Consider the following 25257-nt stretch of genomic DNA (forward strand, 5'->3'; position numbering starts at 1 on the left):
AGGACGGTCCCGAAGGGCCACAAAACCTTCATCTCCCGTGGAACACCACATCACGAAGCAACTACCTACACATCAGCTCCGATCCATGTTCGTGACACACTTGATCTTGCTCTTGATCTGGCTCTTGTTCCAACTTGCCGGGGTTGAAGAGGCCTGAGGTGCGGCGGGGTCGTGAACGCGAAGACCGGCAGCCAACAAACACACCCGCCACCCCGAACCCCGAACCGGCACAACCATGACCGAAGGCCGTAAAAAGCATTTAAAACCCACAACACAACCGCAACCCGGCCCGCAAACCCCAGCCCCAAAAGAAGACCCGAACCCAAAAACCCATAGGTAGGCCGGGACCGCGGTCGATCCCTCGTCGCCGGTCAGGCCTTGGTAGCCAGCTCCCGCCAAGCCTCCCAGGTCTCCATCCGCTTCCGGTACGCCGCCTCGACGATCGGATACGGGTAGGCGCCGAGGAACAGCCGAAGCGGCGGCTCCTCAGCATCCACCAGTTCCAAAATAACGTCGGCGGTCGCCCGTGGGTCCTGCGGCGCGCGGGCGGTGGCGCTGGCGCGACGGGCTTCGCGGATCGGCTCGTAGGCGGCGATCGGCTCGGTGTGGACCGCCGAGGCGGTGGACCAGTCGGTGCCGTAGGGGCCAGGCTCGACGATGGTCACGCGGATGCCGAGCGGGCCGACCTCTTGGGCCAGCGCCTCGCTCATGCCCTCCAGGCCCCACTTGGAGGCGTTGTAGAGGGCGAGCGTCGGGAACGCGGCGAGGCCGCCGATGCTGGACACCTGGAGGATGTGGCCGCTGCCTTGCTCGCGCAGGTACGGCAGCGCGGCCTGCGTCACCCATAGCGGGCCGAGCAGGTTGGTTTCGACCTGCGCGCGGGCCTGCTGCTCGGTGGTCTCCTCGACCATGCCGAACAGGCCGTAGCCGGCGTTGTTGACGACCACGTCGAGGCGGCCGAAGGTGGCCACGGCCCGGCCGACGGTGGCGACGGCCGCGTCCCGGTCGGTGACGTCGAGGGCGAGCGGGAGGATGGCGTCGCCGTGGGCGTCGACGAGGGGTTGCAGGATTTCGGGACGGCGTGCGGTCGCGGCCACGCGGTCTCCGCGCTTGAGGGCTGCTTCGGCCCAGATGCGGCCGAAGCCGCGGGATGCGCCGGTGATGAACCAGGTCTTCGTGCTTCGATCTGTACTCATGTCCTGAATCCTCCGGCGGCCGCCGATCTGCAACCAGCACCCCGGGAGGGTTAGCCTCGCACTATGGCCGCCGACAACCTCTTGGGAGACTTCCTGAAGGCCCGACGTGCGCGGATCGCGCCTTCCGGGCGGGAGGTGGCGCTGTCCGGACGGCGCCGGGTCGCCGGGCTGCGGCGGGACGAGTTGGCGCGGCAGGCCGGGATCAGCGAGCCCTATCTGACCCGGTTGGAGCAGGGCGTCGACCGACATCCGTCGTCGCAGGTGCTCCAGGCGCTCGCCCGGGCGCTGGAGTTGGACGCCGATACGGCCGCGTACTTCTACTCGCTCGCCGCGCCTGCTCCCGACCCGATGCCGGACGCCGCGCGGTCCGCGTCCCCGGGCGTCAGTCCCGGCGTCGGTCCAGGCGTCAGTCCCGACCTAAGTCCCGACCTCAGTCCCGGCGTCAGCGAGGATGTGCACCGGCTGCTCGACGCCTGGGCCGGCAGCCCGGCGTATGTGCGCGACCGGCGGTTCGACGTGCTGGCCGCCAACAAGGCGGCCCGGGCGCTGGCCTCGATGTACGAACCCGGACACAACCTGGCGCGGGAGGTGTTCTTCTCCCCCGAAGCACGCCGCCTGTTGCCGGACTGGCCGCTGATCGCCGAACAGACGGTGGCGGCGTTGCGGGCCGAGGCGGATCAGCGAGATCCGCAGACCGTGCGGCTGATCGCGGAGCTGGAGACCAGCGAGGAGTTCCGCCGGCTGTGGGCCAAGCACGACGCGCGGCCGTCCCGGGACGAGCTCAAGCGCTTCGCGCACCCGGACGTCGGGGAGCTGTCGCTGCGGCGGCAGGCGCTCACCGTCGGCGGTGCCGAACAGCTGGTCATCATCGTTTACCAGGCGGCACCGGGGAGCGCTTCCGCCGACGCGCTCGCCCGGCTGGTGTACGAACTCTGATCTACATGAGTTCTGATCTACATGAGTTCTAATCTGTATGAGTTCTAATCTGTATGACTTCTGATCTGCGTGACTTCTGATCCGCCCTCGTCACAGGCGGCAGCTGATCTCCATGCCGTCCTCGACCGGGAACGTGACCCCCTCGTACCCGTTGGCCGGATCGCGCACGTAATCCAGGTAGGGCTTCACCGATTCGAAGGTGATGTCGTCCGCGATGACCAGGGCGCCGGGAGCCAGCCGGGGTTCCAGGGCGCGCAGGACCGGGGTGTAAAGATCCTTCCATCCGTCAAGCAGCACGACGTCCACCTGCGACCCGGCCCCGTCGGCGGCCAGCGCCTCGGGGAGGGTCTGGAGCGCGTCGCCTTCGAGGACGGTGATGACGTCCCGCAGCCCGGTCTCCTCGAAGGTGCGGCGGGCCGCCTCGATCTTGGCCGCCGACATCTCGGTGGTCAGCACGCGTCCGACGCCGTTGTCGCGGACGGCCGCAGCCAGGTGCAGCGTGGAGATGCCGTAGGACATGCCGAACTCGACCACGGTCTTCGGCCGCACGGCCCGGATGAGCGTGTAGAGCAGGCGGCCGGCGTCGGCGGAGATCGGCATGTAGATCTCCGACCAGGCGTCCGCGCGCTGCTGGGAGTCGGTGTCGTCGAAGCCCTCGGGCTGCCGGCCCAGGGCCCGCTGGTAGGCGGCGTCGTCTTGCTGCGCGCGGGTGAACATGCGGTCCAGGGCTTGGGCGACGCGCGGGTCGCGCAGGGTGCTAGAGGAGCTCATGACAGCTACACTAGACGCACCGTTGCGTCTTGTCTATTGCATCCAGCCCTATCCTGGCCCCCCGTACTTCGAGGAGGTGGGCACCTTGGCACACCACGGCAACCGCCACGGCCGCAGCGAGGAGGCCCGGCGGGCGGTGCTCCGCGCCGCCGACGACCTGCTGGTGGAGAAGGGCTTCGCGGGCGTGACCATCGAGGGGATCGCCGCGGCGGCCGGCGTCGCCAAGCAGACGATCTACCGCTGGTGGGGCTCCAAGACGGACATCCTGCTCGACACGTTCCTGGAGGACGCCGCCCGGGACCTGGCCTCGCAGGAGCACGGAACCCTCGCCGAGGACCTGCGCGCCTATCTGCGCCAGCTGGCCGACTTCCTGACCGGCAACGACGCCGGCGCCGTGTTCCGGGCCCTGATCGGCCACGCCCAGCACGACGCCGTGTTCGCCGAGACCCTGCGGACCCACTACCTCGACGAGCAACGGCAGCGCGACCGGGCTCCGCTGGACCGGGCGATCGCCCGCGGCGAGCTCCCGAAGGACCTGGACATCCCGGCCGCCGTGGACATGCTGGTCGGACCGGTCTATCACCGGGTCCTGATGACCGGCGACCCGGTGGACGACGCGTTCATCGGCGAAGTGGTCGAGCACTTCGTCAAGAGGTGAGGAGCGGCTGATGGCAGTGCCGGAGGGACCGACGGGACCTGCGATCCCGGGACCCGCGATCCCAGGACCTGCGATTCCGGACGCCGTCTTCGCCGTGGCGGCCCGGGAGCGCCTGGGGGCTTTGCGCGGGGACTTCCGGCGGCAGCCGATACCGACGGCCGGGTATGTGGCGTTCGCCATCGCCAACATCCCGGTCACGCTGGCGCTGATTCCGCTGTCGATCGCGTTGGGGCGGCTGAGTCCACTGCTGGACATCCCGGCCGTCGCGCTGTTCGGGTACTACCTCTTCCTCGCGATACGCGGCATGCGCGGCCTGGGCGAATGGCGCCTGCTCGTCTTCGACGACGGCCTGATCGCGCTGCGCTCGCGGGGCCGGATCGCCGTTGTGCGCTGGGACCGCGCCGTGCTCCGGCGGAAGTCGAAGCTGATACCCACGGCCGGGCCCACGGGCTCGCGCATCGACACCTTCACCTTCGTCACGCCCGGCGAGCCTCCTGTCGTCCTACGAAGCAACTGGTTCGTGGGCGCGGCCGAATGGCGGCCGCTGATCGAAGGGCTTGTCGCCGCGGCCACGACCTCAGCAGAGCACTGAGACCGCAGCAGAGTGCTGAGACATAAACAGAGCGCTGAGACCTCAACAGGGCACTGAAATCAGGATCCGCATCACCTCAGGATCCGGTAGCCCTCAAGACCGCCGGCATCCCGTCCCCCGAGGCAGCTGGTAGTCGCCGTCGATCGTGTAGCGGCCCGGCGTCTTCACCACCAGCAGCGTCCAGTCGCCGTCTTTGCTCAGGCACGCGCCGGGCGGACCGTCGACCTGGAGCCACGGCGACCACTGCACGCGCACCGACACCGGTTCGGCGGTCGAGGGCACGTCCAGCACCACGTGCGCGGGGTCGGTGTACACGACGGTCGCCGGCGGCGAGGCCAGGGCGACGGCGTCGGTGAACTTCAGCAGCCGCCACGAGGAGTCCTGCCAGATCTGGCGCAGCCAGGCTGGATGGGAGTCGACGACCTGTTCCTCGGCGCGCGCCGAGTAGTCCAGCTGATCGGCGGACAGCACCGGGATCGCGACATAGCCGACGGCCCATTTCTGGAGCCAGTCGTGGTAGGTGGCGTCGGTGAGCCCGGCTTGGTAGAACAGCGGGTTGCGCTGCACGTCGGCCTGCCGGTTCCAGCCCCGGGCCAGGTCCGCGACGCCGACCAGGCCCCAGGACTCCCAGTGGTTCAGCATCGGGACGGCTTCCACGCGCAGGCCGGTGGCGGCCACGTCCAGGCTGCGCAGCTCGGTGACCAGGCCGGCGCCCTGCGCCTGCGAGGAGGGGGTCGGGATGCCGACGATGTCGCTGGTCACCGTCCAGTAGCCGGCGACGGCGAAGGCGACGGCCAGCGCGGCGTAGCGCAGGGGCGGCAGCCGGAACCAGGGCAGGTCGCCGCGGGCGCACAGGGCGGCGAGGAAGACCACGCTGCCGAAGATCAGCGCCAGCCGCTCCACGTTGCTGCCCAGCGGGGTGTCGATCAGCAGGGTCAGGCCCGCGCCGGCGGCGTAGAGCAGGGCCCCGACGCGCACCACGCGCCAGACCGGGGCGGCGGCCGGGCCGGAGGGGACCAGCAGGGCCGCGGCCAGGGCGCAGCCGGCGGTGATGACGATCGTCGAGCCCTCGACCGGGTCCACGCCGGCGAACGGGAACAGCAGGGCGGTCAGCAGGACCACCACCGGGCCCGGCACGCCGAGCGCCACGCCGGCCCGGCGCCGGCCGGTGAGCAGCAGGGCGACGGCGACGACCTCGACGAACAGCCCGGCCAGCGGGCTGGCGCAGACCGCGAGGAAGGACAGGACGAACGCGGCGGCGATCCGGCCCCAGTGCGGGGCGCGTCCGGTCCCGGCGGCCACCGCCGCGGCCAGGCCGAACATGAGCCCGATGGCGAAGGTGACCCGGCCGGCGGCCAGGTCGCACCACAGCGCGAAGGTCCCCCACAGCGCCACCGGCAGCGGCCAGCGCAGGCCGGCCCGGTTCAGGATGTAGGCGAGCAGGACCGCGGAGACGATGACGGACAGCACCCCGGCGGCCCGCACCCCGATCGCGGCCATCAGGAACGGGGCCAGCCAGCTGTAGGAGGCCGGGTGGATGCCGCCGTACCAGGCCAGGTCGTAGGCCGATCCGGGGTACTTCGCGGCGAAGTCGGCCCAGGACCACTGCGCGGCCAGGTCGCCACCGACCCCGGCCAGGTAGCGGGCCCAGATCACGGCCAGCACCACCGACATCAGCGCCGCGGCCCAGACCGGCGTCCAGCTCCGCAGCGCGCCCGGCGGCCGCACCACGGACTCCGCGTCTGCTCCGACAGCCATCGCCGACGGCCACCTTCCTGGACTGTTTGTACCCTGTGCCCAAGATAGTGATGGTTTGACTACTCGGCGTGGTGACACGCAGATCGGGGTGCCCGACACGAGCCGCCGGCGCGCCGCCCCCGCCGCTCGGCGCACAAAATACAACAGCACTTATAGAAGTGCTGTTACGATTGCCCCATGACCGATGAGCAGCCCTTCGAGGACCCGACCGGAGCCAGTCTGTGGCGTCCGCTCCACCTGCTGACAGTCGCCGTCGACAACGAGATCGCGCAGGTCTACGCCGAAGCCTCGATCCAGGGCGTGAAGCCGACCTGGGTACAGGAGCTGCTGCGGCTGCACCTGCACGGCCCGATGACGATCACCGAACTGGCCGAATCGGTGAACCGCACCCACTCCGCCCTGAGCCAGAAGGTGGCCGCCATGCGCGCCGCCGGCCTGGTCCGCACCACCCCGGGCCCCGACGCCCGCACCAAGCGCGTGGCGCTGACCGCCAAGGCCAAGCGGCTGGTGGGCCGACTGGCGGCGGAGTGGCGCGCCACCGAGGCGGTGCTGGCGGAGCTGGAGGCGGAGATCCCGTATCCGGTGAGCCGGGCTGTCGCGGACGCGGAGCAGGCGCTGGCTCGCAAGAGCTTCCACGACCGGCTCACCGAGCGGCTGAAGGAGGACCCGGCATGGCGTGGCGAATAGGGCGGCGGGCTCTGGCGGGCAAGGCCGAGGACCGGGAGCGCTCGGCCTGGGACGCCGCTAGTCGCGGATCGCATCCGGGCGAGTCGGGTCAGACCGTGCGCGCGGGCCGGAGCGCCGGCGGGCCGGAAGCCGAGCCGATCGAGCCGGGCGAGGACTCGGGCTCGGGCGAGGACTCGGGCGGCGGCGAGCGTGGCTCCCACCCACCGCGCCTGGCCCGCCGCATGACCGCGATGTTGGCCGACACCGCCCCGCTCCGCGAGTCGCCAGCCTTCCGGCGCCTCTGGCTGAGCGGGGTGTGCTCCAGCTTCGGCGGCCAGATGACCACGGTCGCCGTGCTGTTCCAGGTGTGGCACAGCACCGGCAGCGCCGCGTGGACCGGGGCGATCGGGTTGGCGCAGGCGGTGCCGTTGATCGCGTTCGGGTTGTTCGCCGGGGCGCTGGCCGACCGGCTGGATCGGCGCCGCTTCTACCTGGCGTGCACCGTGGGGCAGGGTGTGTGCTCGGCGCTGCTGGCGACGCAGGCGTTGCTCGGCACGTTCCCGGTGCTGCTCGTGCTGCTCGTCGTCGCCGGGCAGTCGCTGTTCGGGGCGGGCAGCGGGCCGACGTCGCGCACGTTCCTGCCGCAGCTGGTGCGCCGGGAGCACCTGGGGGCGGCGCTGGCGCTGAACCGGATCGCGTTCCAGGGGTCGATGATGGTCGGGCCGGCGATCGGCGGGTTGGTGGTCGCCGGGGTGGGGGTCGGCGGGTGCTATTCGATCGACGCCTTGTCGTTCGCGGCCGCCCTCTATGGCGCGTATCGGCTGCCGCGCATGGTGATGCGGACGGAGCAGGCGCCGCGGGCCGGGCTACGGGCCGTGGCCGACGGGCTCAGCTATCTGATGCACACCGCGCCGGTGCGCGGGGCGCTGCTCACCGACCTGGCCACCACCGTGCTGACGATGCCGATCAGCCTGTTCCCGCTGATCAACGCCGAGCGCTTCGGCGGCAACCCGCGCACCCTGGGCCTGTTCCTGGCCGCGATCGCGGTCGGCGGGGTCACCGCCTCGGTCTTCTCCGGCGCCTTCACCCGGCTCCCCCGCCCCGGCGCCGTCATGCTGCTCGGCTCCTCGATCTGGGGCGCCTCGCTGCTGCTGCTCGGCCTGGTCCCGAACGCCTGGCTGGGCCTGGGCTGCCTGGCGGTCGCCGGGGCCGCGGACACCCTCGCGGTGGTGTCGCGCAGCACGGTCGTGCAGTTGAACACGCCCAACGAGATGCTGGGCCGGGTCGCCGCCGCCGAGCAGATCGCCGGGCAGGCCGGGCCGGAGCTGGGCAACCTGCGGGCCGGCCTGACCGCCGCCGCGACGTCCGGCAGCGTGGCGCTGGTGAGCGGTGGCGTGCTGTGCCTGGCCGCGCTCGCGCTGATCGTGGTGAAGACGCCGCAGCTGCGGGAGTTCACGCGACCGGTGGCCGATCCGGAACCGGGACCGGAGCTGGAACCAGGGCAAGTGCACCCGGTCGGCGTGGCTTGAGTCAGCCGTCAGCCAGCAGCCAGCAGCCAGCAAGCGTCAGGCGTCAGGCAGAACCTCTCCGGGCCGTCAGGAACAGGGCGCCGTATTATTCGACATCCAGACCCAGTGATCGTTCGTGTTCGGATTCCCGCTCAGATCGGCGACGCTGCTGCCCGGGCTGATACACAACTCCGTACCGGGGCTGGTGTGGCTGTCGTTCGTCTGGAGCCACACCCGGTACGGCGTGGCGTTGGTATAGGACAGGATCGGTGGCGACATCCCCTGGAAGCCACGTGTACAGAACCATTCGCCGTGTTGCAGCGAGGCGTCCACGCAGCCGCCGGTGTCTCGGCCCGGCATACCGGGCTGGCTCCACCAACAGAAGTAGTGCTGGGGGCAGGTCCACGGCGCGGGTTGTGGCGGCGCGGCGGTGGTCGAGGTCACCGGCGGCGCCGGGGCGCTGGACGGCGGATGCGTGGCGACAGAGCTGTGTCCGCCGCCGCCCACCGCGGGCATCGACGACGACCCGCTCGGCGCCGGAGCGCTCTGGCTGCCGCCCGGACTCGTCGGCCCACCGCCGACCGCGCCACCGGAAGCAGCGCTCGTCGCTGCCAGGCTCGTGTCCGCCGAGCCGGGCCCGGCCACGGCAGCGGGAGCGCTGCCGGCCGAATCGCCAGACGTCACACCGGATCCGGCCGGCGGGATCCCCGCGCCACCCCGAGTCCCGGCACTCGTCCCCACGGCAGCGGGAGCCCCGGCCCGCACCGTTCCCCGGCTACTCCCGGTCCCCCACACCACCAGCGCCGCGATCAGAGCCACCGCCACCGCGACCGGGATGGCCACCGCCGGCCGGCGCACGCTCGCGAACCGGCCACGCGGCACCGGAGCGGCTTCGCCCCCGGTGACCACCCGCATCGGCGGCCCGGGCAGCACCGCGTCCACCGCCGCGCGCCGCGCCAGGACCAGGTCGGCCACCTCCGGCGGCAGCCACGGCGCCTCCCCGTCGAAGTACCACGGCGCTCCCGCCGACGGAGCACACGCGGCGACGACGGCCCGCGCGTCCGGGCGATCCTCAGGGTTCTTCCTCAAGCACGCCGCTATCAGCTCTCTGAGTCCGTCGCTGAGCTCGCCCAGGCCCGACAGATCCGGCTCGTTGTTCACCACCCGCGCGTAGAGCACCTGCGCGGCCTCGTCGCCGAACGGCGGCGTGCCGGTGGCGGCGTAGACCAGCAGCGCGCCGAGCGCGAACACGTCGGTGGCGGCGGTGACCTCGGCCCCGGTGATCTGCTCCGGCGCGATGAACGCCGGGGTGCCCACCGCGGCTCCGGTGGCGGTCAGCCGGGTCGCGGCGGCGATGTGCGCGACTCCGAAATCGATGAGCTTGGGCCCGTCGGCGTCCAGCAGCACGTTGCCCGGTTTGAGGTCGCGGTGCACGATCCCGGCGTCGTGCAGGTCGGCCAGCGCCTCGGCCAGGTGCGCGGCCAGCAGCCGGATGCAGGTCTGCGGCAGCGGCCCGTGCAGGTCCAGCGCCTGGTCCAGGGTGGGTCCGGGGATGCAGGCCATCGCCAGCCACGGCTGCTCGTCGTCCGGATCGGCGTCGATGATCGGCGCCCCGCGCTGGGAGCGCACCCGCCGGACCACCTCCAGCTCCCGCCGGAACCGGGCCCGGAACACCGGCGAATCAGCATACTGCGGCCGAATCGCCTTGACCGCCAGCGGCCGCCCCTGCCCGTCCCGCGCCAGGTACACCCGCCCGGACCACCCGGCGCCCAGCACCCCGACCAGCGGATACGGCCCGAGCCGATCCGGATCGCCGCGCCCCAGGGGACGCACCACGGCCCACGGATCGGCGCGGTCCTGCGCAGCCGGCTCGAACTCCTGATCCGGGTGCTCCACACCCCACCTCCGGGCCTCGCCTAGACACGCCGCAGGGCGGCCCCCGCCTTATCAGCGGCCTACATTGTTCACCTGTTCGCAGGTCATGTCACCGGTCTGGCTTGAGTCGGCACAGCGCGAAGTCCCGATCAGCCGCCCACCGACAACGACGCCCGCGCGTTCAGCCGCTCAGCATCAGTCCCCGTCGTACTCCCGAACGCCTCGCCGATCTCCACCAGCTCCGCCGCGCTCAGCACATCCTCGATCGCGTCGAACCCCCGCGGGGCCCGATCGGCGACCAGGTTCAGGATCCGGTCCATCGGGAACGAGCGGTTGGCCCGCACGATGTCCGCCGTCGCCGGCCGCCGTAGCGCCTCGTACGCGGCCAGCCCGGCGACCGGGTCGTCCCGGTGCTGGGCGAGCAGGTACGCCAGGTGGCGGGCGTCCAGGATCGCCTGCGAGCCGCCGTTGGACCCGATCGGATACATCGGGTGCGCGGCGTCCCCGAGCAGCGTGACCCGGCCCCGGCCCCAGGACGGCAGCGGGTCCCGGTCGACCATCGGGTACTCCAGGATCCGCGGGCTGGCGGCCATCAGCTCGCACACGTCCACACCGGCCATGTTCCAGCCCTTATAGTGCGGCAGGACGTCGGCCAGCTCGCCGGCGCGGTTCCAGTCCGGCGGCCGCACGTCCTCGGCGTCGACCCGGACCTCGGCGACCCAGTTGATCAGTACCCTTCCATGCTCGCCGCGCGGCGGGGACACCGGATACACCACGAACTTGGCGGCCCGGTTGGTCCCGGCCCACATCATCGTCCGGCCGGTCAGGAACGGATCGCCCTCGAGGCACCCGCGCCACATCGTGATGCCGCTCCACCGCGCCGGTCCCTCGTCCGGGTGCAGCTGCGCCCGCACCGCCGAGCGCAGGCCGTCGGCGCCGATGACGACGTCCGACGCGACGCTCCCCAGATCCTGACCCTCCCGGCCGCTCAGCCGGCTCACCACCCCATCAGCGTCCTGTGACAGGTCGACGAACGCCCTAGACGTCAGAACGCTGTCAGGCCCCAGCCGCTCCCGCACCACGCGCAGCAACATCGCCTGCAACTCGCCCCGGTGCACCGAATACTGCGGCCACTTGTACCCGGCCGCCACCCCGCGCGGCTCGGACCAGATCCGGTTCCCGAACACGTCCATGATGACGACCTCGGCGGCCGGCACCGCCATCGGCTCCAGTTCCGGCCCGAGCCCGAGCTCGGTCAGCTCGCGGGTGGCGTGTGGCAGCAGATTGATTCCCACCCCGAGCGGCAGCAGTTCGGCGGCGGCATCGACGACCTGGACCCCGGCCCCGAGTCCCGCGGCGTGCAGGCTCAAAGCCGTGGTGAGCCCGCCGATCCCGGCGCCGACGATCAGTATCTTCACAGTGCTCCCTCGATAGAACGATCAGCACCGGTATACCGCTCACGACGCCGCGCCGGGCGCGAAACGATCGATGGCCAGCCGCGCGCCCGCCAGCAGTTCCCCCCGCGTGGCTCCGAGGTTGGACTGGACCGACAAACCGTGCCAGACGGCCTGGACGAGCCCGGCGAGCGTGCTCGCGGACGTGGCGGCGGGCAGCTGCCACGTTCAAGCACTGCGCACGGACCGGCAGGGCTGGTCGACGCTGCGCCGCCTCAGTGAACCGCTCTACACGGAACTGGCGGCGCTCAACGCGTCCCCGCCGCCCGACACGCTCGCCCGCCAGGCCGAGCGGATCGACTTGATCATCGGGGAGACCAACCAGGGCACGGAACCCTATGGCACGTCGTTCGAACACGTACTGCAACGCCTGACACGGCAACCCCTGACACCGCAACGCCCGACAAGGCCCCAGATCCAGGTTCTGCCAGGTCAGGGCCACCTCGCCCACATCACCGGACCCGCACTGCTGGCCCGCGGCCTGGACGCTCTGGCCTGAACCACCGAACCACCACTCGGCGCGCGTCGCCCCCGAAGCACTTGCTTCGCTGTAAAAGTGATATCACTTTGCTAGAGTTTTCTTCGAGAGCACCAGCTCCCGCGAGAGCATCCAGCAGCACCTAGGCCACGGGTCCAAGGAGTCGTCCCCATGTCCACCAACCCCGCTCCACAGCTCCCCGCTCCGCAACCGTCCGGCGCGCTGGCACCGGCTGCGCCACCGGCCCTGACGGAGCGCCCCGCCTGGAACATCCCCGGCTGGGCCCCGCTGGTCCTGGCCGTCGCCGCGATCGTCGTCACCATCGCGGTGCGCGGCGCCGCCCCGGCGGTGCACGCCGTCCTGATCATCGCCGCCGTGATCCTGCTGCTCGGGCTCACCCCGGTCGCCCCGGGCCGGGCCCGGGTCATCGCGCTGTTCGGCCGCTACGACGGCACGGTCCGCACCACCGGCCTGCGCTGGGTCAACCCGATGACCACCCGCCGCCAGGTCTCCACCCGGGTCCGCAACCACGAGACGGCCACGCTGAAGGTCAACGACGCCGACGGCAACCCGGTGGAGATCGCCGCGGTCGTGGTCTGGCAGGTGCGGGACACCGCCGAGGCCGTCTACGCCGTCGACGACTTCGTGCAGTTCGTCGGCATCCAGGCCGAGACCGCGGTCCGGCACACCGCGACCAGCTACCCCTACGACGCCCGCGGCGAGGGCCAGATCTCACTGCGCGAGCACGCCGAGGAGATCACCTCGCAGATGTCGCGGGAGATCGCGGCCCGGGTGGCGCTGGCCGGGATCGAGGTCGTCGAGTCCCGGATCACCCGGCTGTCCTACGCCCCGGAGATCGCCCAGGTCATGCTGCGCCGGCAGCAGGCCGAGGCGATCGTGGCGGCCCGGCAGCGGATGGTGCAGGGCGCGGTCGGGATGGTGCGCGGGGCGTTGGAATCGCTCGGCGAGGAGAACATCGTCGAGCTCGACGAAGAGCGCAAAGCCACGATGGTCAGCAACCTGCTCGTCGTGCTGTGCAGCGAGCAGGCCACGCAGCCGGTGGTCAACACCGGCTCGCTCTACCACTAGGAAGGCGCCCGTCCGCCCATGGCCGACCGCAAGCAGATCCTGTTGCGCCTGGACCCGGCCGTCCACGACGCTTTGGCCCGCTGGGCCGGGGACGAGCTGCGCAGCACGACCGCCCAGATCGAGTACGTGTTGCGCCAGGCCCTGTCCCAGGCCGGCCGGCTGCCGTCGAACGTCGGGAAGATGCCCCGGCGCGGACGCCCGCCGAAACCGGCCGAGGACGAGCCCGGTTCGAATGACTCGAATGACATGAACGACCCCGAGGAGGGGCGATGACCGCCACGATGGACGACCCCGTACTCGTCGTCGACAAGCTCACCAAAACCTTCGGCTCCCGCACCGCCTACTCCGACGTCAGCTTCAGCGTCGGCCGCGGCGAGGTCTTCGGCTTCCTGGGCCCGAACGGCGCCGGCAAGACCACCACGGTCCGCAGCCTCGGCACGCTGATCACGCCGACGTCCGGCAAGGCGACCGTGGCCGGGCTGGCGTTGACCGCCGACAACGCCGTCGAGATCCGCAAGCGCATCGCGATCATGACCGAGGCGCCGGGCCTGTACGGCCGGCTGTCGGTCACCGAGAACCTGAAGTACTTCGTCGGGCTCTACCATCTGTCCGACGGCGAGCAGCGGATCAAGAAGGCGCTGGACGCCGTCAACCTGACCGACCGCGCGCAGGACATCTGCAGCAGCCTGTCCAAGGGCCTGCGCCAGCGCGTCGGCCTGGCCCGGACCCTGCTCAACGACCCGGAGATCCTGTTCCTGGACGAGCCCACCTCCGGCCTGGACCCGGTCGCCGCACGCGGGGTGCACGACCTGATCACCGGCCTGCGGGACCGCGGCGTCACGATCTTCTTCACCACGCACCGGCTGGCCGAGGCCGAGGCGCTGTGCGACCGCGTGGCCATCTTGAACACCACGCTGCGCACCATCGGGCGGCCCTCGGAACTGCGCGAGCAGCTGTTCAACCGGGGCCTGGTCGTGACCACCGCGACCCCGCTGGCCGATCCGGCCCGGGTGTTCACCGGGCTGCCCGGCGTCGAGGGCTGGGAGCCGGACCCGGCCGGCGGCTACCGCCTGGCTGTCAGCGATCCGGCCGTGGCCGCCCCGGAGGTCGTCAGGGCCCTGGTTCACGCCGAGGCCGACGTACTGTCGGTCGGGGAGTCCCGGCACTCGCTGGAAGACGTCTATCTGGAGCTGGTCAACGAGGACGTGGAGGCGAACCAGCGATGAGTGCGATCAGAGCGATCCAGGCGGTGCGGTCCGGCCGCATCGACAGCACCCGGGTGCGGGCCGTGGTCCGCAAAGAGGTGACGGACTACCGCCGCAACCGGTTCGTGCTGGGAACGATGACGGTCCTGCCGATCCTCTTCCTGGCCAACCCGATCATCAACATCTTCACCGCGCCGACCAACGTCTCGCACACCGCGCTGGACGCCCGGGTCGGCTCCACGATGCTGTTCCTGCTCCTGGTCCCGGTCATCCTGCCGGCCACGATCGCGGCCACGTCGATCGTCAACGAGCGCGAGCAGGGCACCCTGGAGCCGGTGCTGACCACCCCGGTCCGCAGCGAGGAACTGCTCATCGGCAAGGCCCTGGCCGCGCTGATCCCGGCGGTGACGATCGCCTACACGATGCTCGGCATCTTCCTGCTGATGGTGAAGCTGTTCGCGCACCAGCAGGTCGCCGACGTCACCCTGGAGGGGCCGCGGATCCTGGCCCAGGTGCTGTTCATCCCGCTGCTGGCCGGCTGGGCGATCTGGGCCGGGCTGGCGGTGTCGGTGCGGGCCAACGACGTCCGGGTGGCGCAGCAGTTGGGGACGCTGGCCAGCCTGCCGCCGCTGGCGATCACGGCGCTGATGGCGTTCAACGTGATCACGCCGTCGTTCCGGGTCGCGGTGCTGTTCGCGGTGGGACTGCTGCTGCTCGACGTGCTGGCCTACCGGCTGATCGCGCCGATGTTCGATCGGGAACGGCTGATCACGGCCCGGCGGGCGAAGTAGGGCGGGGGTCGTCTCGGCGGGGGTCGCCGGGGTTGTCCTGGCGCGGGTCGCCGGGATCGCCGGGATCACCGAGGTCGCCAGGGCCGCTGGGGTCGCCGGAGTCGCCGGGGTCGCCCTGGCGGGTCTCAAGGAGCGCATCGAGCAGCGCCTGCGCGAGCCCGGTCGGCGGTCGGCGGCCGGGCACGACCGCGCACAGGTCCCGATGGATCGGCGGCGTGATCGGGATGGCTTTGATCCCCGACGATCCGGCGGGGATCGCTCCCGGCGGCAGGATCGCCGCCCCCGCGCCGTGCCGCACGAACTCCACCAGGTACTGGAGGTTGACCACCTCGGCGACGATCCGCCGGGCCAGGCCGGAGTCGGCGCAGGCGACGGCGATCTGCGCCTCCATCCCGGAATCGAGCCGGTAGGCGACGAAGTCGTGGTCGGCCAACACCGGATCGCCCAAGCCGATCTCGGCGGCGCCGGCCAGCGGATCCCCCGCCGGGACGGCCAAGACCAGCCGATCGCGCCCCAGCCGGACCCGGGTCAGCCGGGAGTCGACCGGCCCGTCGACGAAGGCGATGTCCAACTCGGCCTCGGCGACGGCGCGCGCCAGGGCACCGGCCGCGTCGTGCGTGAGCCGGACGGTCACCGCCGGATGACGGCGCCGGAACCCGGCCAGCGCGGCCGGCAGATCCACCACGCCGAAGGTCTGGATCGCGCCGACGTGCAGCCGGCCGTGCAGCACCCCCCGCACCCCGGCCACCGCGTCCCGGCCGTCCTGGACCGCGGCCAGCGCGCGCCGGGCCGCGGGCAACAGCGCCTGTCCGGCCGCGGTCAGCGTCACCCGGCGGTTGTCGCGCACGAACAGCGCGTCGCCGAGCTCGTGTTCCAGCGCGGCGATGGCGGCGCTCAGCCCGGACTGGCCGACGTGGACGCGCGCCGCGGCCCTGGTGAAGTGCCGCTCTTCGGCGACCGCCACGAACTGCTCCAGCTGCCTGAGCTCCATGTATCGATCCTAGCGATGCACATCAGTGACAACATCTGTTGGACCGATGATGCGGCCCGCAGTGACGCTGGACCCATGACGAACCTCGCTCCCGACCACCGCAGCCCCGACCATCGCCCCCCAGGCCATCGCACCGGTGACCACCGCGCCCCCGACCCCCACCAGCCGGTCCTGATCCGCGCCGCCGAAGCCGAGCGCGTCCCCTTGATCGGCCACGTCCTGCTGGCCGACGCCGACGCCACCGGCGGGGCGCTGAGCTCGCACCGCGTCGAACTCGCCACCGGCGCGAACGGCGCGGTCCCGCACCACCACACCGCCTCATCAGAGCTCTTCTACATCCTCGACGGCCGGCTGGACGTGCTGGTCGGCACCGAGGTCCACACCGCCGACCCGGGCGACCTGCTGGTCGTCCCGCCGCACCTGGACCACGCCTTCGCCGCCCACCCCGGCTCCCCGGCCGAGGCGCTGATCGTGATCACCCCGGGCATCCAGCGCTTCGATTACTTCCGGCTGGTACAGCGGACGCGGGCCGGGCAGGAGCCGGCCGGGACGCTGCTCGCTTCGCAGGAGCGGTTCGACACGTACTTCGTGGACAGCCCCGCTTGGCAGGCGGCACGGGAGGCTGGGTGAGGCGAGGGAGGCTGGGTGAGGCGAGGGAGGCTCGGTGAGCCCCCGAGTGCGGGGCTCACAGGTCGACCGGCTACCGTTACGGCGATACCGACCTGCGAAAGGCATGAACCCCATGGCGTCGAAGAAGGCCCCGGCTCAGCAGAGCAGCGTCAACATGAGCTATGTCGGCGCGAAGGAGATCACCCTGATCTTCCTCGCGATGATCGTGCTGGCCGGCGCCGCGGCGGCGTTCGCGCTACTTGGCTGACCATCCGGGGATTCAACTCTGACGGGAGTGGACCATGGAAGGCATCATCGGCAAACGGATCCTCCGGTGCTCCGACGGGCACCTGTTCATCTCCTCCGAGTCCTCGCGCCTACTGCTGTCGCTGCACTTCGGCTCACGGCGGCTGATGAAGTGCCCGGTCGACGGCCGGCTGCGGATGATGTCGAACGTCGAGTCCAAGGACCTCCCGGAGAGCGAAGTGCTGCGGCTCATCGCGGAGAACGGCGGCTGAGGAGCGGACCGGCCGTTCCCCCGGCGGCCACGGGCCGAAAGCCCGCGCGGGAGCCGGCTCGCACCGACCGGCGCCGCGTACCGGTCAATCCGGCAGCCGCTCCGATCAGTCCGGCAGCCGCTCCGGCACCGCCTTGTGCACCTGCTTGAAGATCACCGAGGTCCGGAACCCGGTGACCTCACGCCGCTTGGCCAGCCGGTCGGCCAGGAACACGTGCAGCCGGTCCAGGTCGGGCACGCCGACGTGCAGCACGAAATCGTCCCCGCCGGACAGCACGAACGTGCTCAGCACCTCCGGCAACCCGGAGGCGAACTCCGAGAACGCGTCGATCACACTCCGACTCAGCGGCCTGATCTGCACCGCGACCAGCGCCTGCACGCTGCGGTTGAGAGCCGCGGTATCGATCTCGGCGTGATAGCCGCGGATGACGCCGCGCCGAGTCAGAGACCTGACCCGCTCCAGGCACGTCGACGGCGCGACGCCGAGCGCGCGGGCCAGTTCCCGGTTCGACTGCCGTGCGTCGGCCTGGAGGAGGCGGACGATCTCCGCATCGAGCTGATCCATGGTCCGATCCTGGCAAAGTCCGGCCGCCGGTGCCGCCTGCGCCTGCTAGCCAATTAGCCAGTCGGTCAGTCGGTCAGTCGGTCAGTCCAGCAATCCATCAGTCGGTCAAAGACTTCTTAGGCCGCAGCACACAGAACTCGTTGCCCTCCGGATCAGCGAGCACCACCCACGTCGCGTCAGGCCCCTGACCCACATCGACCCGCTGCGCGCCCAGCGCGATGAGGCGCGCCACCTCGGCATCGCGGTCGTCGGGCACCAGGTCGATGTGCAGCCGGTTCTTGCCTGCCTTCTCCTCCGGCACCGCCAGGAAGCACAGCCCGGGGTAGGTATCGGGGTCGGCGCCGACCACCGTCTCGTCCTCATCCTCGATCAGCACCCGGTAATCGAGGGCGGCGGCCCAGAACCTACCGAGTGCGGCGGGATCGGCGGCGTCGACGCTGATGTGGTAGATGCGGCTGGGCACGTGGTGCGCCTTTCGTCGGAGGCAGGGCGTGGCAGACGGGGACAGTGAAGCACACCCCTACAACAGCCCCGCGATCCCGGCCTCCGCCCAAGCGATCCGCAGCTTCCCCGGCGTCCCGACCAGCTGTCCCGGCGCCTTACCGGACGCCTCGACCAGCGCCTTCTCTACGTTCGTCCCGCCCATCGCGGCGTAGAAGCGCTGCGCGTCGTGGTTCTGCTCCAGCACCCACAGATACATCGCCTGCCTCCGCGCACGTTCCGCCACCGCTGCCGCGGCCCGCCGCACCAGCGCGCCGCCGACGCCGGTGCGCTGCCGGCCGTGCCGGACGTGGAGGTTGTCGACCAGGCTGCCCCAGCGTTCGTCCTCGTCCAGCACCAGGTGCAGGAAGCCGGCCGGGCCCGCCTCGTCCTCGGCCAGGACGGTCAGGGTTCCGGCCGGGGCCGCCAGCCGTGCCGACCACACCTGCTCGCGGTCGGTGAGGACGTCGCCGTCCAGGTACGCGTCGGAGTAGGCGCCGCGGTAGTGGCGGCGCCAGCTGGCGGCGTGGAGCTGCGCGACGGTCGAGGCGTCCTCGGTCAGGGCCGTGCGAAAGGTCAGTGCCACGCTGAAGTGGATATCACGTCCCGAAGTAGTGCCCCTCGTCCAAATCCGCGATCAGCCCCGGCCGCACCGGCGCCCACCCCAGCGTCTGCCGGGTCAGCGTCGCGGACGCGGGCTGGTCGGTGGCGAGCAGCGGGCCGAGGAAGCCGAAGTCCTCGGGTGGGAGCGCGGCGGTCGGGACGTTCAGGTGGCGTCCGATGGCCGCGGCGATGTCGCCGGTCGGCACGCCCTCGTCGCCGACCGCCTGGAGCACCGAGCCGGCCGTGGCCTTCTCCAGCGCCAGGCGGAACAGGACTGCGGCGTCCTTGACGTGGACCGCCGGCCAGCGGCTGCCGCCGTCGCCGACGTAGCCGGAGGTGCCGCGCTCGCGCGCCAGGCCGATCAGGCGGGCCACGAAGCCGTGCTCGTCGCCCGCGCCGTGGACCGAGCGGGGAAGGCGCACGACCGAGGGCCGGACGCCGCGCGCCGCGAAGTCCAGGGCCACGCGGGCGTTGGCGTCGCGGCCGGCCGCGGGGGTGTCCGGGGCCGCGGAGTCGAGTTCGGTGGCGACGCGGCCCGGGACCGCCGGCGTCCCGGACGTCACGACCAGCGGCTTGCCCGAGCCCTGGAGCGCGCCGCCGAGCGCCTGGATCGCGGTGCGGTCGGCGTCGATGGCGCCCTGGAAGTCGCTGAAGTCGTGGATGAACGCCAGGTGGATCACGCCGTCGCAGCCCTTGGCCGCGGCGGCCAGGGTGTCCGGATCACCCAGCTCGCCGCGCACCGCCTCGGCCCCGGCCGCACGCAGCGCCGCCTCCGACGCGTCGGAGCGGGCCAGGCCGAGCACCTGGTGCCCGGCCGCCAGCAGTTCCGGGACGACGGCCGAGCCGACCCAGCCGGACGCGCCGGTGACGAACACCCGCATGCGAGACCTCCCGATCCGGACCCCTGTGGACGCGATCAGGCTAAGCACGGCCGCGTTGCGCGGGCGCGCCGAGCGCCGCCAGCCGTGCGATGCGGGCGGGGCTGGCGGCGGGAGAACAGTCATCTAGGGCATTAGGGCATTAGGGCTTGAGGGTTCTCAGCCCTCGTCCGAGTGCTCCGAGTAGTCAGGCGTAGCGGGCAAAGCCTGCCCAGCCCGCAACGCAGCCACCGCCAGCTCCGCCTCAGCAGGCCGGTACTCCTCCCCATACAAAGCCCCCGCGCGCCGGGGCGCCTCCATCGGCCCGGCATCCGCCAGCCCGCCGAGGTCGGCGACGGCGAAGCCGGCGTCGTCGATCAGGCCGGCGACCACCTGCTTCGCGTCGGCGTCGTCGCCGGCCATGAACAGCACCACCCGCTGCTCCGCCGGGCGCCCGGCCTCGCTCGCCTGGAACGCGGCGGTCAGGGTGTTGAACGACTTCACCAACCGGGCGCCGGGCATCCGCCGCTGGTTGAACTCGGCGGCCGTCTGGCCGTCGGGCAGGGTCTGCGAGCCCTCGCGGCCGAACTGGTTCGTCGTGTCGATCACGATCTTCCCGGCCAGCGGGCCGGCCTCGGCCAGCGCCGCGTCGACCTGCGTCCACGGCACCGACAGGAACACCACGTCGCCGAACGCCGCGGCCTCGGCGACCGTCCCGGCCCTGGCGCGCTCGCCCAGTTTCGCGGCGTCGGCCTCCAGCCGTGCCTGGTCCCGGCTGAAGGACAACAGCACCTCGTGCCCGGCCGCGACCCACAGCCGCGCCGCGTTGCCGCCGATCCGGCCCGCTCCGATGACACCGATCTTCATGACGCCTCCACCCGTTCGGAAACACCCTGCAAATTAGCTTGGGCCCAAGCTAATGCACTAAGCGGTATCAGGGGTAGAGTCAGGCCGTGGGTACGAAACCGAGGCCTAAGCCCAGGCCGGGGCTGGATTCGGAGCTGGAGCCGGAGGCCGGGCCGGAACCCGGGCCGGAGCCGGAGCGGGAGCCGGGGCCGAGCCAGCCGGCGGCGCACGGCGAGGCCGCCGCGGACTCCGTCGACCGCCTCCTCGCCTCCTGGAACGAGACCAGACCCGACCTCGACCTGTCCCCGGTGGCGATCTTCGCCCGCGTCAACCGGCTGAACCGCACCTTCGACGCCGAACTCGAGACCACCTTCAACGAGCACGGCCTGAACGCCGCCGAGTTCTACAGCCTCGTCACCCTGCGCCGCCTCGGCGAGCCCGACGGCGTCTCGCAACGCCGCCTGATGCGGGCCCTGAACCTCAGCTCCGGCACCATCAGCACCCGGGTGGACCGCCTCGTGGAACGCGGACTGGTCACCCGCGACGTGGATCCGGCCGACCGCCGCAACAGCCGCGTCGCCCTCACCGCCCAGGGCATCGCGCTGTTCGAACGCGTCACCCCCGCGCACATCGCCACCGAGAACCGGCTGCTGGCCGCCCTGGACCCCACGCAGCGCGATCAGCTCATTGATCTCCTCCGCGCACTGCTGGTCTCGCTGGAAGGCACGAACCCCGAGCCCACCTTCCCGCGCCTGGGCTTCACCCTGGCCCCCGCACACGTCACCATGGCCATCCGCCGGGCAGCCGGCCTGCCGGAGACCGTGGGCCTGATCGTCCGCGCCGTCGAGCCCGGCGGCCGGGCCGAGCAGGCCGGGACGATGGTCGGGGACGTGCTCACCAGCGCCGACGAACAGCCGCTGCGCTCGATCGCCAGCCTGTACGCGGCCATCAACAACGCCGCCGAGAAGGGCGTCCTGCCCCTCGGGGTGCTGCGCGGGGAGAAGACGCCGGCCACCCTGCGGCTCGACATCGGCCCCCGCCCCGGCGACCAGCCGCAGCCCACTGACATCGCGCCTTCTCCGCGGGTGCAGGAACACCAGCTTTAGGCGATTGCCGCACAGGTTCCTGCACAGATTCCTGAACAGGTTGCTGGACAGGTTCCTAGGCAGGCACCTGGACGATTGACCGGCCGCCGCCCCGGCCCACCGAACCAAGTTCGCCGGCGGGCGATCGCGGCCGGGGATTCCGGCCGTTCGTTCGGCAAGGGTCCGTTCGACCTGCCGGATGCCCGAAGGTGGGGTCACCAACACGGTCGTTCGTCCGAGAGGCGGTCCTCCCATGCCCGGTTCCCCGCAGTGGCCCCACCACGAATCCGTCGTCATCAGCAGCGGCGCGCGCACCGGCCTGCCGGTCATCATCGCCGTCCACTCCTCGGTGCTCGGCCCGGCCGGCGGCGGCTGCCGGATCTGGCGCTATCCGCGCTGGCAGGACGGGCTGGAGGACGCGCTGCGCCTCTCGGCCGCGATGACCGCCAAGTTCGCCGCGGCCGGGTTGGCGTGCGGCGGCGGCAAGACGGTCGTCGCGCTGCCGGAAGCGTACGACCTCACGCCGGATCGCAAGCACGACCTCCTGTCCGACATCGGCGACGCCGTCGAGGCGCTGGACGGCCGGTACGCGACCGCGCCGGACGTCGGCACCTCGGCCGAGGACATGGTGGTGATCGGCGAGCGCACCGGCCACGTCTTCTGCAAGCCGGCCGAGCACGGCGGCAGCGGCGGCTCCTCCCCGGCCACCGCCGACGGGACCCTCGCCGCGCTCCGGGCAGTCGGCGCCCGGCTGGGCGGCGGCACAGCGGACGGGACCGACGGCACCGGCGGCACCGGTCCGCTACGCGGCCTGCGGCTGGCGGTCGTCGGGTTGGGGAACGTCGGATCACGGCTCGCCGATCTGCTCTCCGAGGCCGGCGCCGAACTCCTCCTCAGCGACATCGACCCGGGCAAGCGCAAGATCGCCGATCGCCTCGGCGCGGCGTGGACCGAACCGCACGAGGCGCTGACCGCCGAGGTCGACATCGTCGTCCCGGCCGCACTCGGCGGAGTGCTGACCGAGCAGATCGTCCCGCAGCTACGCTGCCGCGCCGTGGTGGGACCGGCGAACAACCAACTGGCGCTCCCACAGGTCGCTGATTCCCTCCAGGCACGCGGAATCGTGTGGGTCCCGGACTACATCGCCAGCGCCGGCGGCGTGATCCACGCCGTCACCCTGGAGCTCGATAAGCGCACGGAAGACGAGGCGCGGCAACGGGTCCGCGGAATCGAGCACACGGTCGCCGGGCTGTTGCAGGACGCTGACAGCCGCGGGGTGACGGTCGCGGCGGTGACGGAGGAGTTGGTGCGGGCGCGGCTGGCGACTGGGGATCGCGGGTAGGGGCTGTCTGGGTTCGGATCCCTTTGGAGGCCGGAGTTAGCAAGCCGGGTTACGGTTGATTTGTCGCTCAAAAACCAATCTCCTCCGGAGCCAACACCAAATCGAACCCCATCCGCGTCCAAGCCCCGGCACCATGCGACCCGTCCGGGGCCGGCGTGTCCCGATAGTGCCCGACCTCGACCACCAAGCTGGCCTTCACTCCGAACACCGCGTCGTTGCCCAGATATGGGTCGCCCGCGACGAAGATGTGGGTGATCAGGGTCCGGTAGCCCGGTGCGGTCACCTTGAAGTGCAGGTGGGCCGGGCGCATGGGGCCGCGGGCGGTCGCGGTGAGGAGGTCGCCGACCGGGCCGTCGTGGGGGATCGGGTAGGGGGTCGGCAGGACCGTCCAGAAGCGGTATTCGCCGTGGTCCCCCGCGCGTAGCCAGCCGCGGGCCGCGGTGTGGCCGTCGGGGTACTGGACGTCGTAGAAGCCGTCTTCGTCGGCGCCCCAGATGTCCAGGCGTGCGCCGGGGATGGGGCTGCCGTCGGGTGCGAGTACCTGGCCTGAGACGTAGCACGGTGTGCCGGCTGCGCCGTGGGCGAGGTCGCCGCCGAGCGGGATCTCGGGGGCGCCGTCGACGAAGAAGGGGCCGAAGACGGTTGCCTCGGTGGTGCCGGGGGTCTTCGGTTCGTTGATCGCGACGGTCAGCATCGACAGGCCGAGGACGTCGGACAGCAGGATGAACTCCTGCCGGCGGTCGTCGGTGATGTGGCCGGCGCGGGTCAGGAAGTCGATGCCGGCGTCCCATTCCTGCTGGCTGAGGCGGACGTCGCGGGCGAAGGCGTGCAGGTGCAGCACCAGGCTGTCCATGATCTGGTGCAGCCGGGGGTCGGCGGTCTTGGCGAAACTGGCCAGCACCTCGTCGGTGACGGCCTGCTCGCGGTCGACGTCCGGCTCCTGCTCGCGGTCGCCGTCCGGCTCCCGCTCCCGGTCGCCGCCCGGCTCCTCAACGCTCATGCCTCATCCCTCCCCGGCTCGGCGCCGGTGAACCCGCTCAGCGGGACCTCCAAACGCCCCGCCAACTCGTCGATTCCCATGCCGAACGTCTCACGGACCACCACGCCCCGCGCGCCGAGGTCGAACACCGCGTGGTCGGTGTAGACCCGGTCGACGCAGGCCAGCCCGGTCAACGGATACGTGCACCGGGGTACCAGCTTGGGCTCGCCGCTCTTGGCGAACAGCGTCATCATGACGAACACGCTCCGGGCCCCGATCGCCAGGTCCATCGCCCCGCCGACGGCCGGGATGGCGTCCGGCTCCCCGGTGTGCCAGTTCGCCAGGTCCCCGGCCGCCGAGACCTGGAACCCGCCCAGCACGCAGATGTCCAGGTGGCCGCCGCGCATCATGGCGAACGAGTCGGCGTGGTGGAAGTACGACGCCCCGGGCAGCTCGGTCACCGGCGCCTTGCCGGCGTTGGTGAGGTCGGGGTCGATCTGCTCGCCGTGCGCCGCCGGGCCCATGTTCAGCATCCCGTTCTCGGTGTGCAGCACCACGCCGGAGTCGGCGGCCAGGTGGTCGGCGACCAGCGTCGGCAGTCCGATGCCGAGATTGACGAACGCCCCGCGCGGGATGTCGCTGGCGACCAGCGCGGCCATCTGCTGCTTGGTCAGCACCCGCGCGCCTCCCGCCACACACGATCTTCCAACACCCGGTCCACATAAATGCCCGGCGTCACCACGGTCTCCGGATCGATGGCCCCGATCTCCACGACCTCCCGTACCTGCGCGACGACCAGCGTCGCGGCCGTGGCCATCACCGGCCCGAAGTTGCGCGCGGTCTTGCGGTAGACCAGGTTGCCCATCCGGTCGGCCCGGTGGGCGCCGATCAGCGCGGCGTCGCCGCGGATCGGGTATTCGAGCACGTGCGTCCGGCCGTCGATGACCCGCGTCTCCTTGCCCTCGGCCAGCGGCGTCCCGACCCCGGTGGGGCAGTAGAACGCCCCGATCCCGGCGCCGGCGGCCCGCATCCGCTCGGCCAGCGTCCCCTGCGGCACCAGCTCCAGCTCGATCTCGCCGGCCCGGTAGAGCGCGTCGAAGACGTAGGAGTCGGACTGCCGGGGGAAGGAGCAGACCATCTTGCGGACCCGGCGCTCGGCGAGCAGCGCCGCCAGGCCGGTGTCACCGTTGCCGGCGTTGTTGGACACGATCGTCAGATCCGCGGCGCCCTGCCGGATCAGCGCGTCGATCAGCGTGACCGGCATCCCGGCCATCCCGAAGCCGCCGACCAGGACCGTCGCGCCGTCCTGGATCCCGGCCACGGCCTCCTCGGCGTCGGCGCACAGCCGCGCGGTCATCGGTAGCCCTCGCTCACGCCTTCACCGTCGCACCTTCACCGTCACGCGT

General features: G+C 71.6%; 29 protein-coding genes. 15 read left to right on the forward strand and 14 right to left on the reverse strand.

Annotation, left to right across the window (positions count from 1 at the left end; translation table 11 throughout):
- Window positions 1-371: 371 nt before the first annotated feature.
- On the reverse strand, window positions 372-1196 hold the full coding sequence (locus IZR01_RS18255; RefSeq protein WP_194924514.1) for an SDR family oxidoreductase: 825 nt from the start codon (window positions 1194-1196) through the stop codon (window positions 372-374).
- A gap of 63 nt (window positions 1197-1259) precedes the next feature.
- Here IZR01_RS18255 and IZR01_RS18260 point away from each other — a divergent pair, with 63 nt between their 5' ends.
- A complete protein-coding gene (locus IZR01_RS18260; RefSeq protein WP_194924515.1) occupies window positions 1260-2132 on the forward strand; it encodes a helix-turn-helix domain-containing protein in 873 nt (290 codons plus the stop codon).
- Between the two features lie 90 nt (window positions 2133-2222).
- Here IZR01_RS18260 and IZR01_RS18265 read toward each other — a convergent pair whose 3' ends face one another.
- Window positions 2223-2903: an O-methyltransferase gene (locus IZR01_RS18265; protein WP_194897747.1), complete on the reverse strand. Its 681-nt coding sequence runs from the start codon at window positions 2901-2903 to the stop codon at window positions 2223-2225.
- 85 nt (window positions 2904-2988) lie between these two features.
- Here IZR01_RS18265 and IZR01_RS18270 point away from each other — a divergent pair, with 85 nt between their 5' ends.
- Together IZR01_RS18270 and IZR01_RS18275 are read left to right on the forward strand one after the other, a co-directional pair.
- Window positions 2989-3561 (forward strand): TetR/AcrR family transcriptional regulator, encoded by a 573-nt coding sequence (locus IZR01_RS18270; protein WP_228555586.1) that lies wholly within the window; start codon window positions 2989-2991, stop codon window positions 3559-3561.
- Window positions 3562-3571: 10 nt separating this feature from the next.
- Window positions 3572-4153 (forward strand): hypothetical protein, encoded by a 582-nt coding sequence (locus IZR01_RS18275; RefSeq protein ID WP_194897745.1) that lies wholly within the window; start codon window positions 3572-3574, stop codon window positions 4151-4153.
- Between the two features lie 93 nt (window positions 4154-4246).
- Here the strand turns inward: IZR01_RS18275 and IZR01_RS18280 are convergent, their stop codons facing one another.
- Window positions 4247-5911 carry a DUF8823 domain-containing protein gene (locus tag IZR01_RS18280; protein ID WP_194897744.1) on the reverse strand — a complete coding sequence of 555 codons (1665 nt, stop codon included), beginning with the start codon at window positions 5909-5911 and terminating at the stop codon, window positions 4247-4249.
- 177 nt (window positions 5912-6088) lie between these two features.
- Here IZR01_RS18280 and IZR01_RS18285 point away from each other — a divergent pair, with 177 nt between their 5' ends.
- Window positions 6089-6598: a MarR family winged helix-turn-helix transcriptional regulator gene (locus tag IZR01_RS18285; protein ID WP_194897743.1), complete on the forward strand. Its 510-nt coding sequence runs from the start codon at window positions 6089-6091 to the stop codon at window positions 6596-6598.
- A gap of 221 nt (window positions 6599-6819) precedes the next feature.
- Window positions 6820-8106: an MFS transporter gene (locus IZR01_RS18290; RefSeq protein ID WP_194897750.1), complete on the forward strand. Its 1287-nt coding sequence runs from the start codon at window positions 6820-6822 to the stop codon at window positions 8104-8106.
- 66 nt (window positions 8107-8172) lie between these two features.
- Here the strand turns inward: IZR01_RS18290 and IZR01_RS18295 are convergent, their stop codons facing one another.
- Complete coding sequence (locus tag IZR01_RS18295) at window positions 8173-9981, reverse strand: serine/threonine-protein kinase (protein ID WP_194924516.1); 1809 nt, start codon at window positions 9979-9981, stop codon at window positions 8173-8175.
- Between the two features lie 128 nt (window positions 9982-10109).
- The gene (locus IZR01_RS18300) at window positions 10110-11378 is read right to left on the reverse strand and encodes a flavin-dependent oxidoreductase (RefSeq protein WP_194924517.1); all 1269 of its coding nucleotides are present in this window, start codon (window positions 11376-11378) and stop codon (window positions 10110-10112) included.
- A gap of 118 nt (window positions 11379-11496) precedes the next feature.
- On the opposite strand from IZR01_RS18300, the gene IZR01_RS18305 reads away from it, so the two are divergent.
- The 5 genes from IZR01_RS18305 to IZR01_RS18325 all read left to right on the forward strand — a co-directional run bounded on the left by IZR01_RS18305 (window position 11497) and on the right by IZR01_RS18325 (window position 14977).
- Complete coding sequence (locus tag IZR01_RS18305) at window positions 11497-11913, forward strand: hypothetical protein (protein WP_194924518.1); 417 nt, start codon at window positions 11497-11499, stop codon at window positions 11911-11913.
- A gap of 150 nt (window positions 11914-12063) precedes the next feature.
- Window positions 12064-12981 (forward strand): SPFH domain-containing protein, encoded by a 918-nt coding sequence (locus tag IZR01_RS18310; RefSeq protein ID WP_194897739.1) that lies wholly within the window; start codon window positions 12064-12066, stop codon window positions 12979-12981.
- A gap of 18 nt (window positions 12982-12999) precedes the next feature.
- Window positions 13000-13254, forward strand: a complete 255-nt coding sequence (locus IZR01_RS18315) for a type II toxin-antitoxin system antitoxin (protein WP_194897738.1) — start codon at window positions 13000-13002, stop codon at window positions 13252-13254.
- Window positions 13251-14207 carry an ABC transporter ATP-binding protein gene (locus IZR01_RS18320; RefSeq protein WP_194924519.1) on the forward strand — a complete coding sequence of 319 codons (957 nt, stop codon included), beginning with the start codon at window positions 13251-13253 and terminating at the stop codon, window positions 14205-14207. The genes IZR01_RS18315 and IZR01_RS18320 overlap by 4 nt, the downstream gene beginning before the upstream one ends.
- A complete protein-coding gene (locus IZR01_RS18325; RefSeq protein ID WP_194897736.1) occupies window positions 14204-14977 on the forward strand; it encodes an ABC transporter permease in 774 nt (257 codons plus the stop codon). Before IZR01_RS18320 ends, IZR01_RS18325 begins: the two co-directional genes overlap by 4 nt.
- Here the strand turns inward: IZR01_RS18325 and IZR01_RS18330 are convergent.
- A complete protein-coding gene (locus IZR01_RS18330; RefSeq protein WP_194924520.1) occupies window positions 14955-15968 on the reverse strand; it encodes a LysR family transcriptional regulator in 1014 nt (337 codons plus the stop codon). The two genes, IZR01_RS18325 and IZR01_RS18330, sit on opposite strands and share 23 nt — an antisense overlap.
- Window positions 15969-16043: 75 nt before the next feature.
- On the opposite strand from IZR01_RS18330, the gene IZR01_RS18335 reads away from it, so the two are divergent.
- The 3 genes from IZR01_RS18335 to IZR01_RS18340 all read left to right on the forward strand — a co-directional run bounded on the left by IZR01_RS18335 (window position 16044) and on the right by IZR01_RS18340 (window position 17095).
- Window positions 16044-16598 carry a cupin domain-containing protein gene (locus tag IZR01_RS18335; protein ID WP_194924521.1) on the forward strand — a complete coding sequence of 185 codons (555 nt, stop codon included), beginning with the start codon at window positions 16044-16046 and terminating at the stop codon, window positions 16596-16598.
- Between the two features lie 112 nt (window positions 16599-16710).
- Window positions 16711-16845 carry a hypothetical protein gene (locus IZR01_RS52405; RefSeq protein ID WP_267254839.1) on the forward strand — a complete coding sequence of 45 codons (135 nt, stop codon included), beginning with the start codon at window positions 16711-16713 and terminating at the stop codon, window positions 16843-16845.
- Between the two features lie 34 nt (window positions 16846-16879).
- Window positions 16880-17095 carry a hypothetical protein gene (locus tag IZR01_RS18340; protein WP_194924522.1) on the forward strand — a complete coding sequence of 72 codons (216 nt, stop codon included), beginning with the start codon at window positions 16880-16882 and terminating at the stop codon, window positions 17093-17095.
- A gap of 105 nt (window positions 17096-17200) precedes the next feature.
- Here IZR01_RS18340 and IZR01_RS18345 read toward each other — a convergent pair whose 3' ends face one another.
- From IZR01_RS18345 to IZR01_RS18365, 5 genes are all read right to left on the reverse strand, one after another.
- Window positions 17201-17659: an Lrp/AsnC family transcriptional regulator gene (locus IZR01_RS18345; RefSeq protein ID WP_194924523.1), complete on the reverse strand. Its 459-nt coding sequence runs from the start codon at window positions 17657-17659 to the stop codon at window positions 17201-17203.
- Window positions 17660-17756: 97 nt separating this feature from the next.
- The gene (locus tag IZR01_RS18350; protein ID WP_194924524.1) at window positions 17757-18122 is read right to left on the reverse strand and encodes a VOC family protein; all 366 of its coding nucleotides are present in this window, start codon (window positions 18120-18122) and stop codon (window positions 17757-17759) included.
- A gap of 57 nt (window positions 18123-18179) precedes the next feature.
- Window positions 18180-18725 carry a GNAT family N-acetyltransferase gene (locus IZR01_RS18355; RefSeq protein ID WP_194924525.1) on the reverse strand — a complete coding sequence of 182 codons (546 nt, stop codon included), beginning with the start codon at window positions 18723-18725 and terminating at the stop codon, window positions 18180-18182.
- 13 nt (window positions 18726-18738) lie between these two features.
- Window positions 18739-19623: an SDR family oxidoreductase gene (locus IZR01_RS18360; RefSeq protein ID WP_194893509.1), complete on the reverse strand. Its 885-nt coding sequence runs from the start codon at window positions 19621-19623 to the stop codon at window positions 18739-18741.
- Between the two features lie 156 nt (window positions 19624-19779).
- Entirely contained in the window at window positions 19780-20466 is a 687-nt protein-coding gene (locus tag IZR01_RS18365) for an NADPH-dependent F420 reductase (RefSeq protein WP_194924526.1), read from the reverse strand.
- An 86-nt stretch (window positions 20467-20552) separates the two neighbouring features.
- On the opposite strand from IZR01_RS18365, the gene IZR01_RS18370 reads away from it, so the two are divergent.
- On the forward strand, window positions 20553-21551 hold the full coding sequence (locus tag IZR01_RS18370) for a MarR family transcriptional regulator (protein ID WP_194924527.1): 999 nt from the start codon (window positions 20553-20555) through the stop codon (window positions 21549-21551).
- A gap of 232 nt (window positions 21552-21783) precedes the next feature.
- Window positions 21784-22872 (forward strand): Glu/Leu/Phe/Val dehydrogenase dimerization domain-containing protein, encoded by a 1089-nt coding sequence (locus IZR01_RS18375; RefSeq protein ID WP_194924528.1) that lies wholly within the window; start codon window positions 21784-21786, stop codon window positions 22870-22872.
- Between the two features lie 67 nt (window positions 22873-22939).
- Here the strand turns inward: IZR01_RS18375 and IZR01_RS18380 are convergent, their stop codons facing one another.
- From IZR01_RS18380 to IZR01_RS18390, 3 genes are read right to left on the reverse strand one after another with little or no spacing between them, the layout of a single operon-like run.
- A complete protein-coding gene (locus IZR01_RS18380; protein WP_194924529.1) occupies window positions 22940-23872 on the reverse strand; it encodes a dioxygenase family protein in 933 nt (310 codons plus the stop codon).
- Complete coding sequence (locus IZR01_RS18385) at window positions 23869-24510, reverse strand: 3-oxoacid CoA-transferase subunit B (protein WP_194893534.1); 642 nt, start codon at window positions 24508-24510, stop codon at window positions 23869-23871. The genes IZR01_RS18380 and IZR01_RS18385 overlap by 4 nt, the downstream gene beginning before the upstream one ends.
- An 11-nt stretch (window positions 24511-24521) precedes the next feature.
- Complete coding sequence (locus IZR01_RS18390; protein WP_194924530.1) at window positions 24522-25208, reverse strand: 3-oxoacid CoA-transferase subunit A; 687 nt, start codon at window positions 25206-25208, stop codon at window positions 24522-24524.
- Window positions 25209-25257: the final 49 nt, after the last annotated feature.

Origin of the sequence: Catenulispora pinisilvae (assembly GCF_015356865.1) — a bacterium.
Lineage (GTDB): Bacteria > Actinomycetota > Actinomycetes > Streptomycetales > Catenulisporaceae > Catenulispora > Catenulispora pinisilvae.

Bases quoted from the DNA above. Each gene is read 5' to 3' on its own strand.
- IZR01_RS18345 (WP_194924523.1), bottom strand. From the start codon at position 17,659: ATGGATCAGCTCGATGCGGAGATCGTCCGCCTCCTCCAGGCCGACGCA.
- IZR01_RS18375 (WP_194924528.1), top strand. From the start codon at position 21,784: ATGCCCGGTTCCCCGCAGTGGCCCCACCACGAATCCGTCGTCATCAGC.
- IZR01_RS18265 (WP_194897747.1), bottom strand. From the start codon at position 2,903: ATGAGCTCCTCTAGCACCCTGCGCGACCCGCGCGTCGCCCAAGCCCTG.
- IZR01_RS18320 (WP_194924519.1), top strand. From the start codon at position 13,251: ATGACCGCCACGATGGACGACCCCGTACTCGTCGTCGACAAGCTCACC.
- IZR01_RS18285 (WP_194897743.1), top strand. From the start codon at position 6,089: ATGACCGATGAGCAGCCCTTCGAGGACCCGACCGGAGCCAGTCTGTGG.
- IZR01_RS18380 (WP_194924529.1), bottom strand. From the start codon at position 23,872: ATGAGCGTTGAGGAGCCGGGCGGCGACCGGGAGCGGGAGCCGGACGGC.
- IZR01_RS18275 (WP_194897745.1), top strand. From the start codon at position 3,572: ATGGCAGTGCCGGAGGGACCGACGGGACCTGCGATCCCGGGACCCGCG.
- IZR01_RS18260 (WP_194924515.1), top strand. From the start codon at position 1,260: ATGGCCGCCGACAACCTCTTGGGAGACTTCCTGAAGGCCCGACGTGCG.
- IZR01_RS18280 (WP_194897744.1), bottom strand. From the start codon at position 5,911: ATGGCTGTCGGAGCAGACGCGGAGTCCGTGGTGCGGCCGCCGGGCGCG.
- IZR01_RS18385 (WP_194893534.1), bottom strand. From the start codon at position 24,510: ATGGCCGCGCTGGTCGCCAGCGACATCCCGCGCGGGGCGTTCGTCAAT.
- IZR01_RS18315 (WP_194897738.1), top strand. From the start codon at position 13,000: ATGGCCGACCGCAAGCAGATCCTGTTGCGCCTGGACCCGGCCGTCCAC.
- IZR01_RS18310 (WP_194897739.1), top strand. From the start codon at position 12,064: ATGTCCACCAACCCCGCTCCACAGCTCCCCGCTCCGCAACCGTCCGGC.
- IZR01_RS18290 (WP_194897750.1), top strand. From the start codon at position 6,820: ATGACCGCGATGTTGGCCGACACCGCCCCGCTCCGCGAGTCGCCAGCC.
- IZR01_RS18325 (WP_194897736.1), top strand. From the start codon at position 14,204: ATGAGTGCGATCAGAGCGATCCAGGCGGTGCGGTCCGGCCGCATCGAC.
- IZR01_RS18330 (WP_194924520.1), bottom strand. From the start codon at position 15,968: ATGGAGCTCAGGCAGCTGGAGCAGTTCGTGGCGGTCGCCGAAGAGCGG.
- IZR01_RS18335 (WP_194924521.1), top strand. From the start codon at position 16,044: ATGACGAACCTCGCTCCCGACCACCGCAGCCCCGACCATCGCCCCCCA.
- IZR01_RS18255 (WP_194924514.1), bottom strand. From the start codon at position 1,196: ATGAGTACAGATCGAAGCACGAAGACCTGGTTCATCACCGGCGCATCC.
- IZR01_RS18365 (WP_194924526.1), bottom strand. From the start codon at position 20,466: ATGAAGATCGGTGTCATCGGAGCGGGCCGGATCGGCGGCAACGCGGCG.
- IZR01_RS18390 (WP_194924530.1), bottom strand. From the start codon at position 25,208: ATGACCGCGCGGCTGTGCGCCGACGCCGAGGAGGCCGTGGCCGGGATC.
- IZR01_RS52405 (WP_267254839.1), top strand. From the start codon at position 16,711: ATGGCGTCGAAGAAGGCCCCGGCTCAGCAGAGCAGCGTCAACATGAGC.
- IZR01_RS18360 (WP_194893509.1), bottom strand. From the start codon at position 19,623: ATGCGGGTGTTCGTCACCGGCGCGTCCGGCTGGGTCGGCTCGGCCGTC.
- IZR01_RS18340 (WP_194924522.1), top strand. From the start codon at position 16,880: ATGGAAGGCATCATCGGCAAACGGATCCTCCGGTGCTCCGACGGGCAC.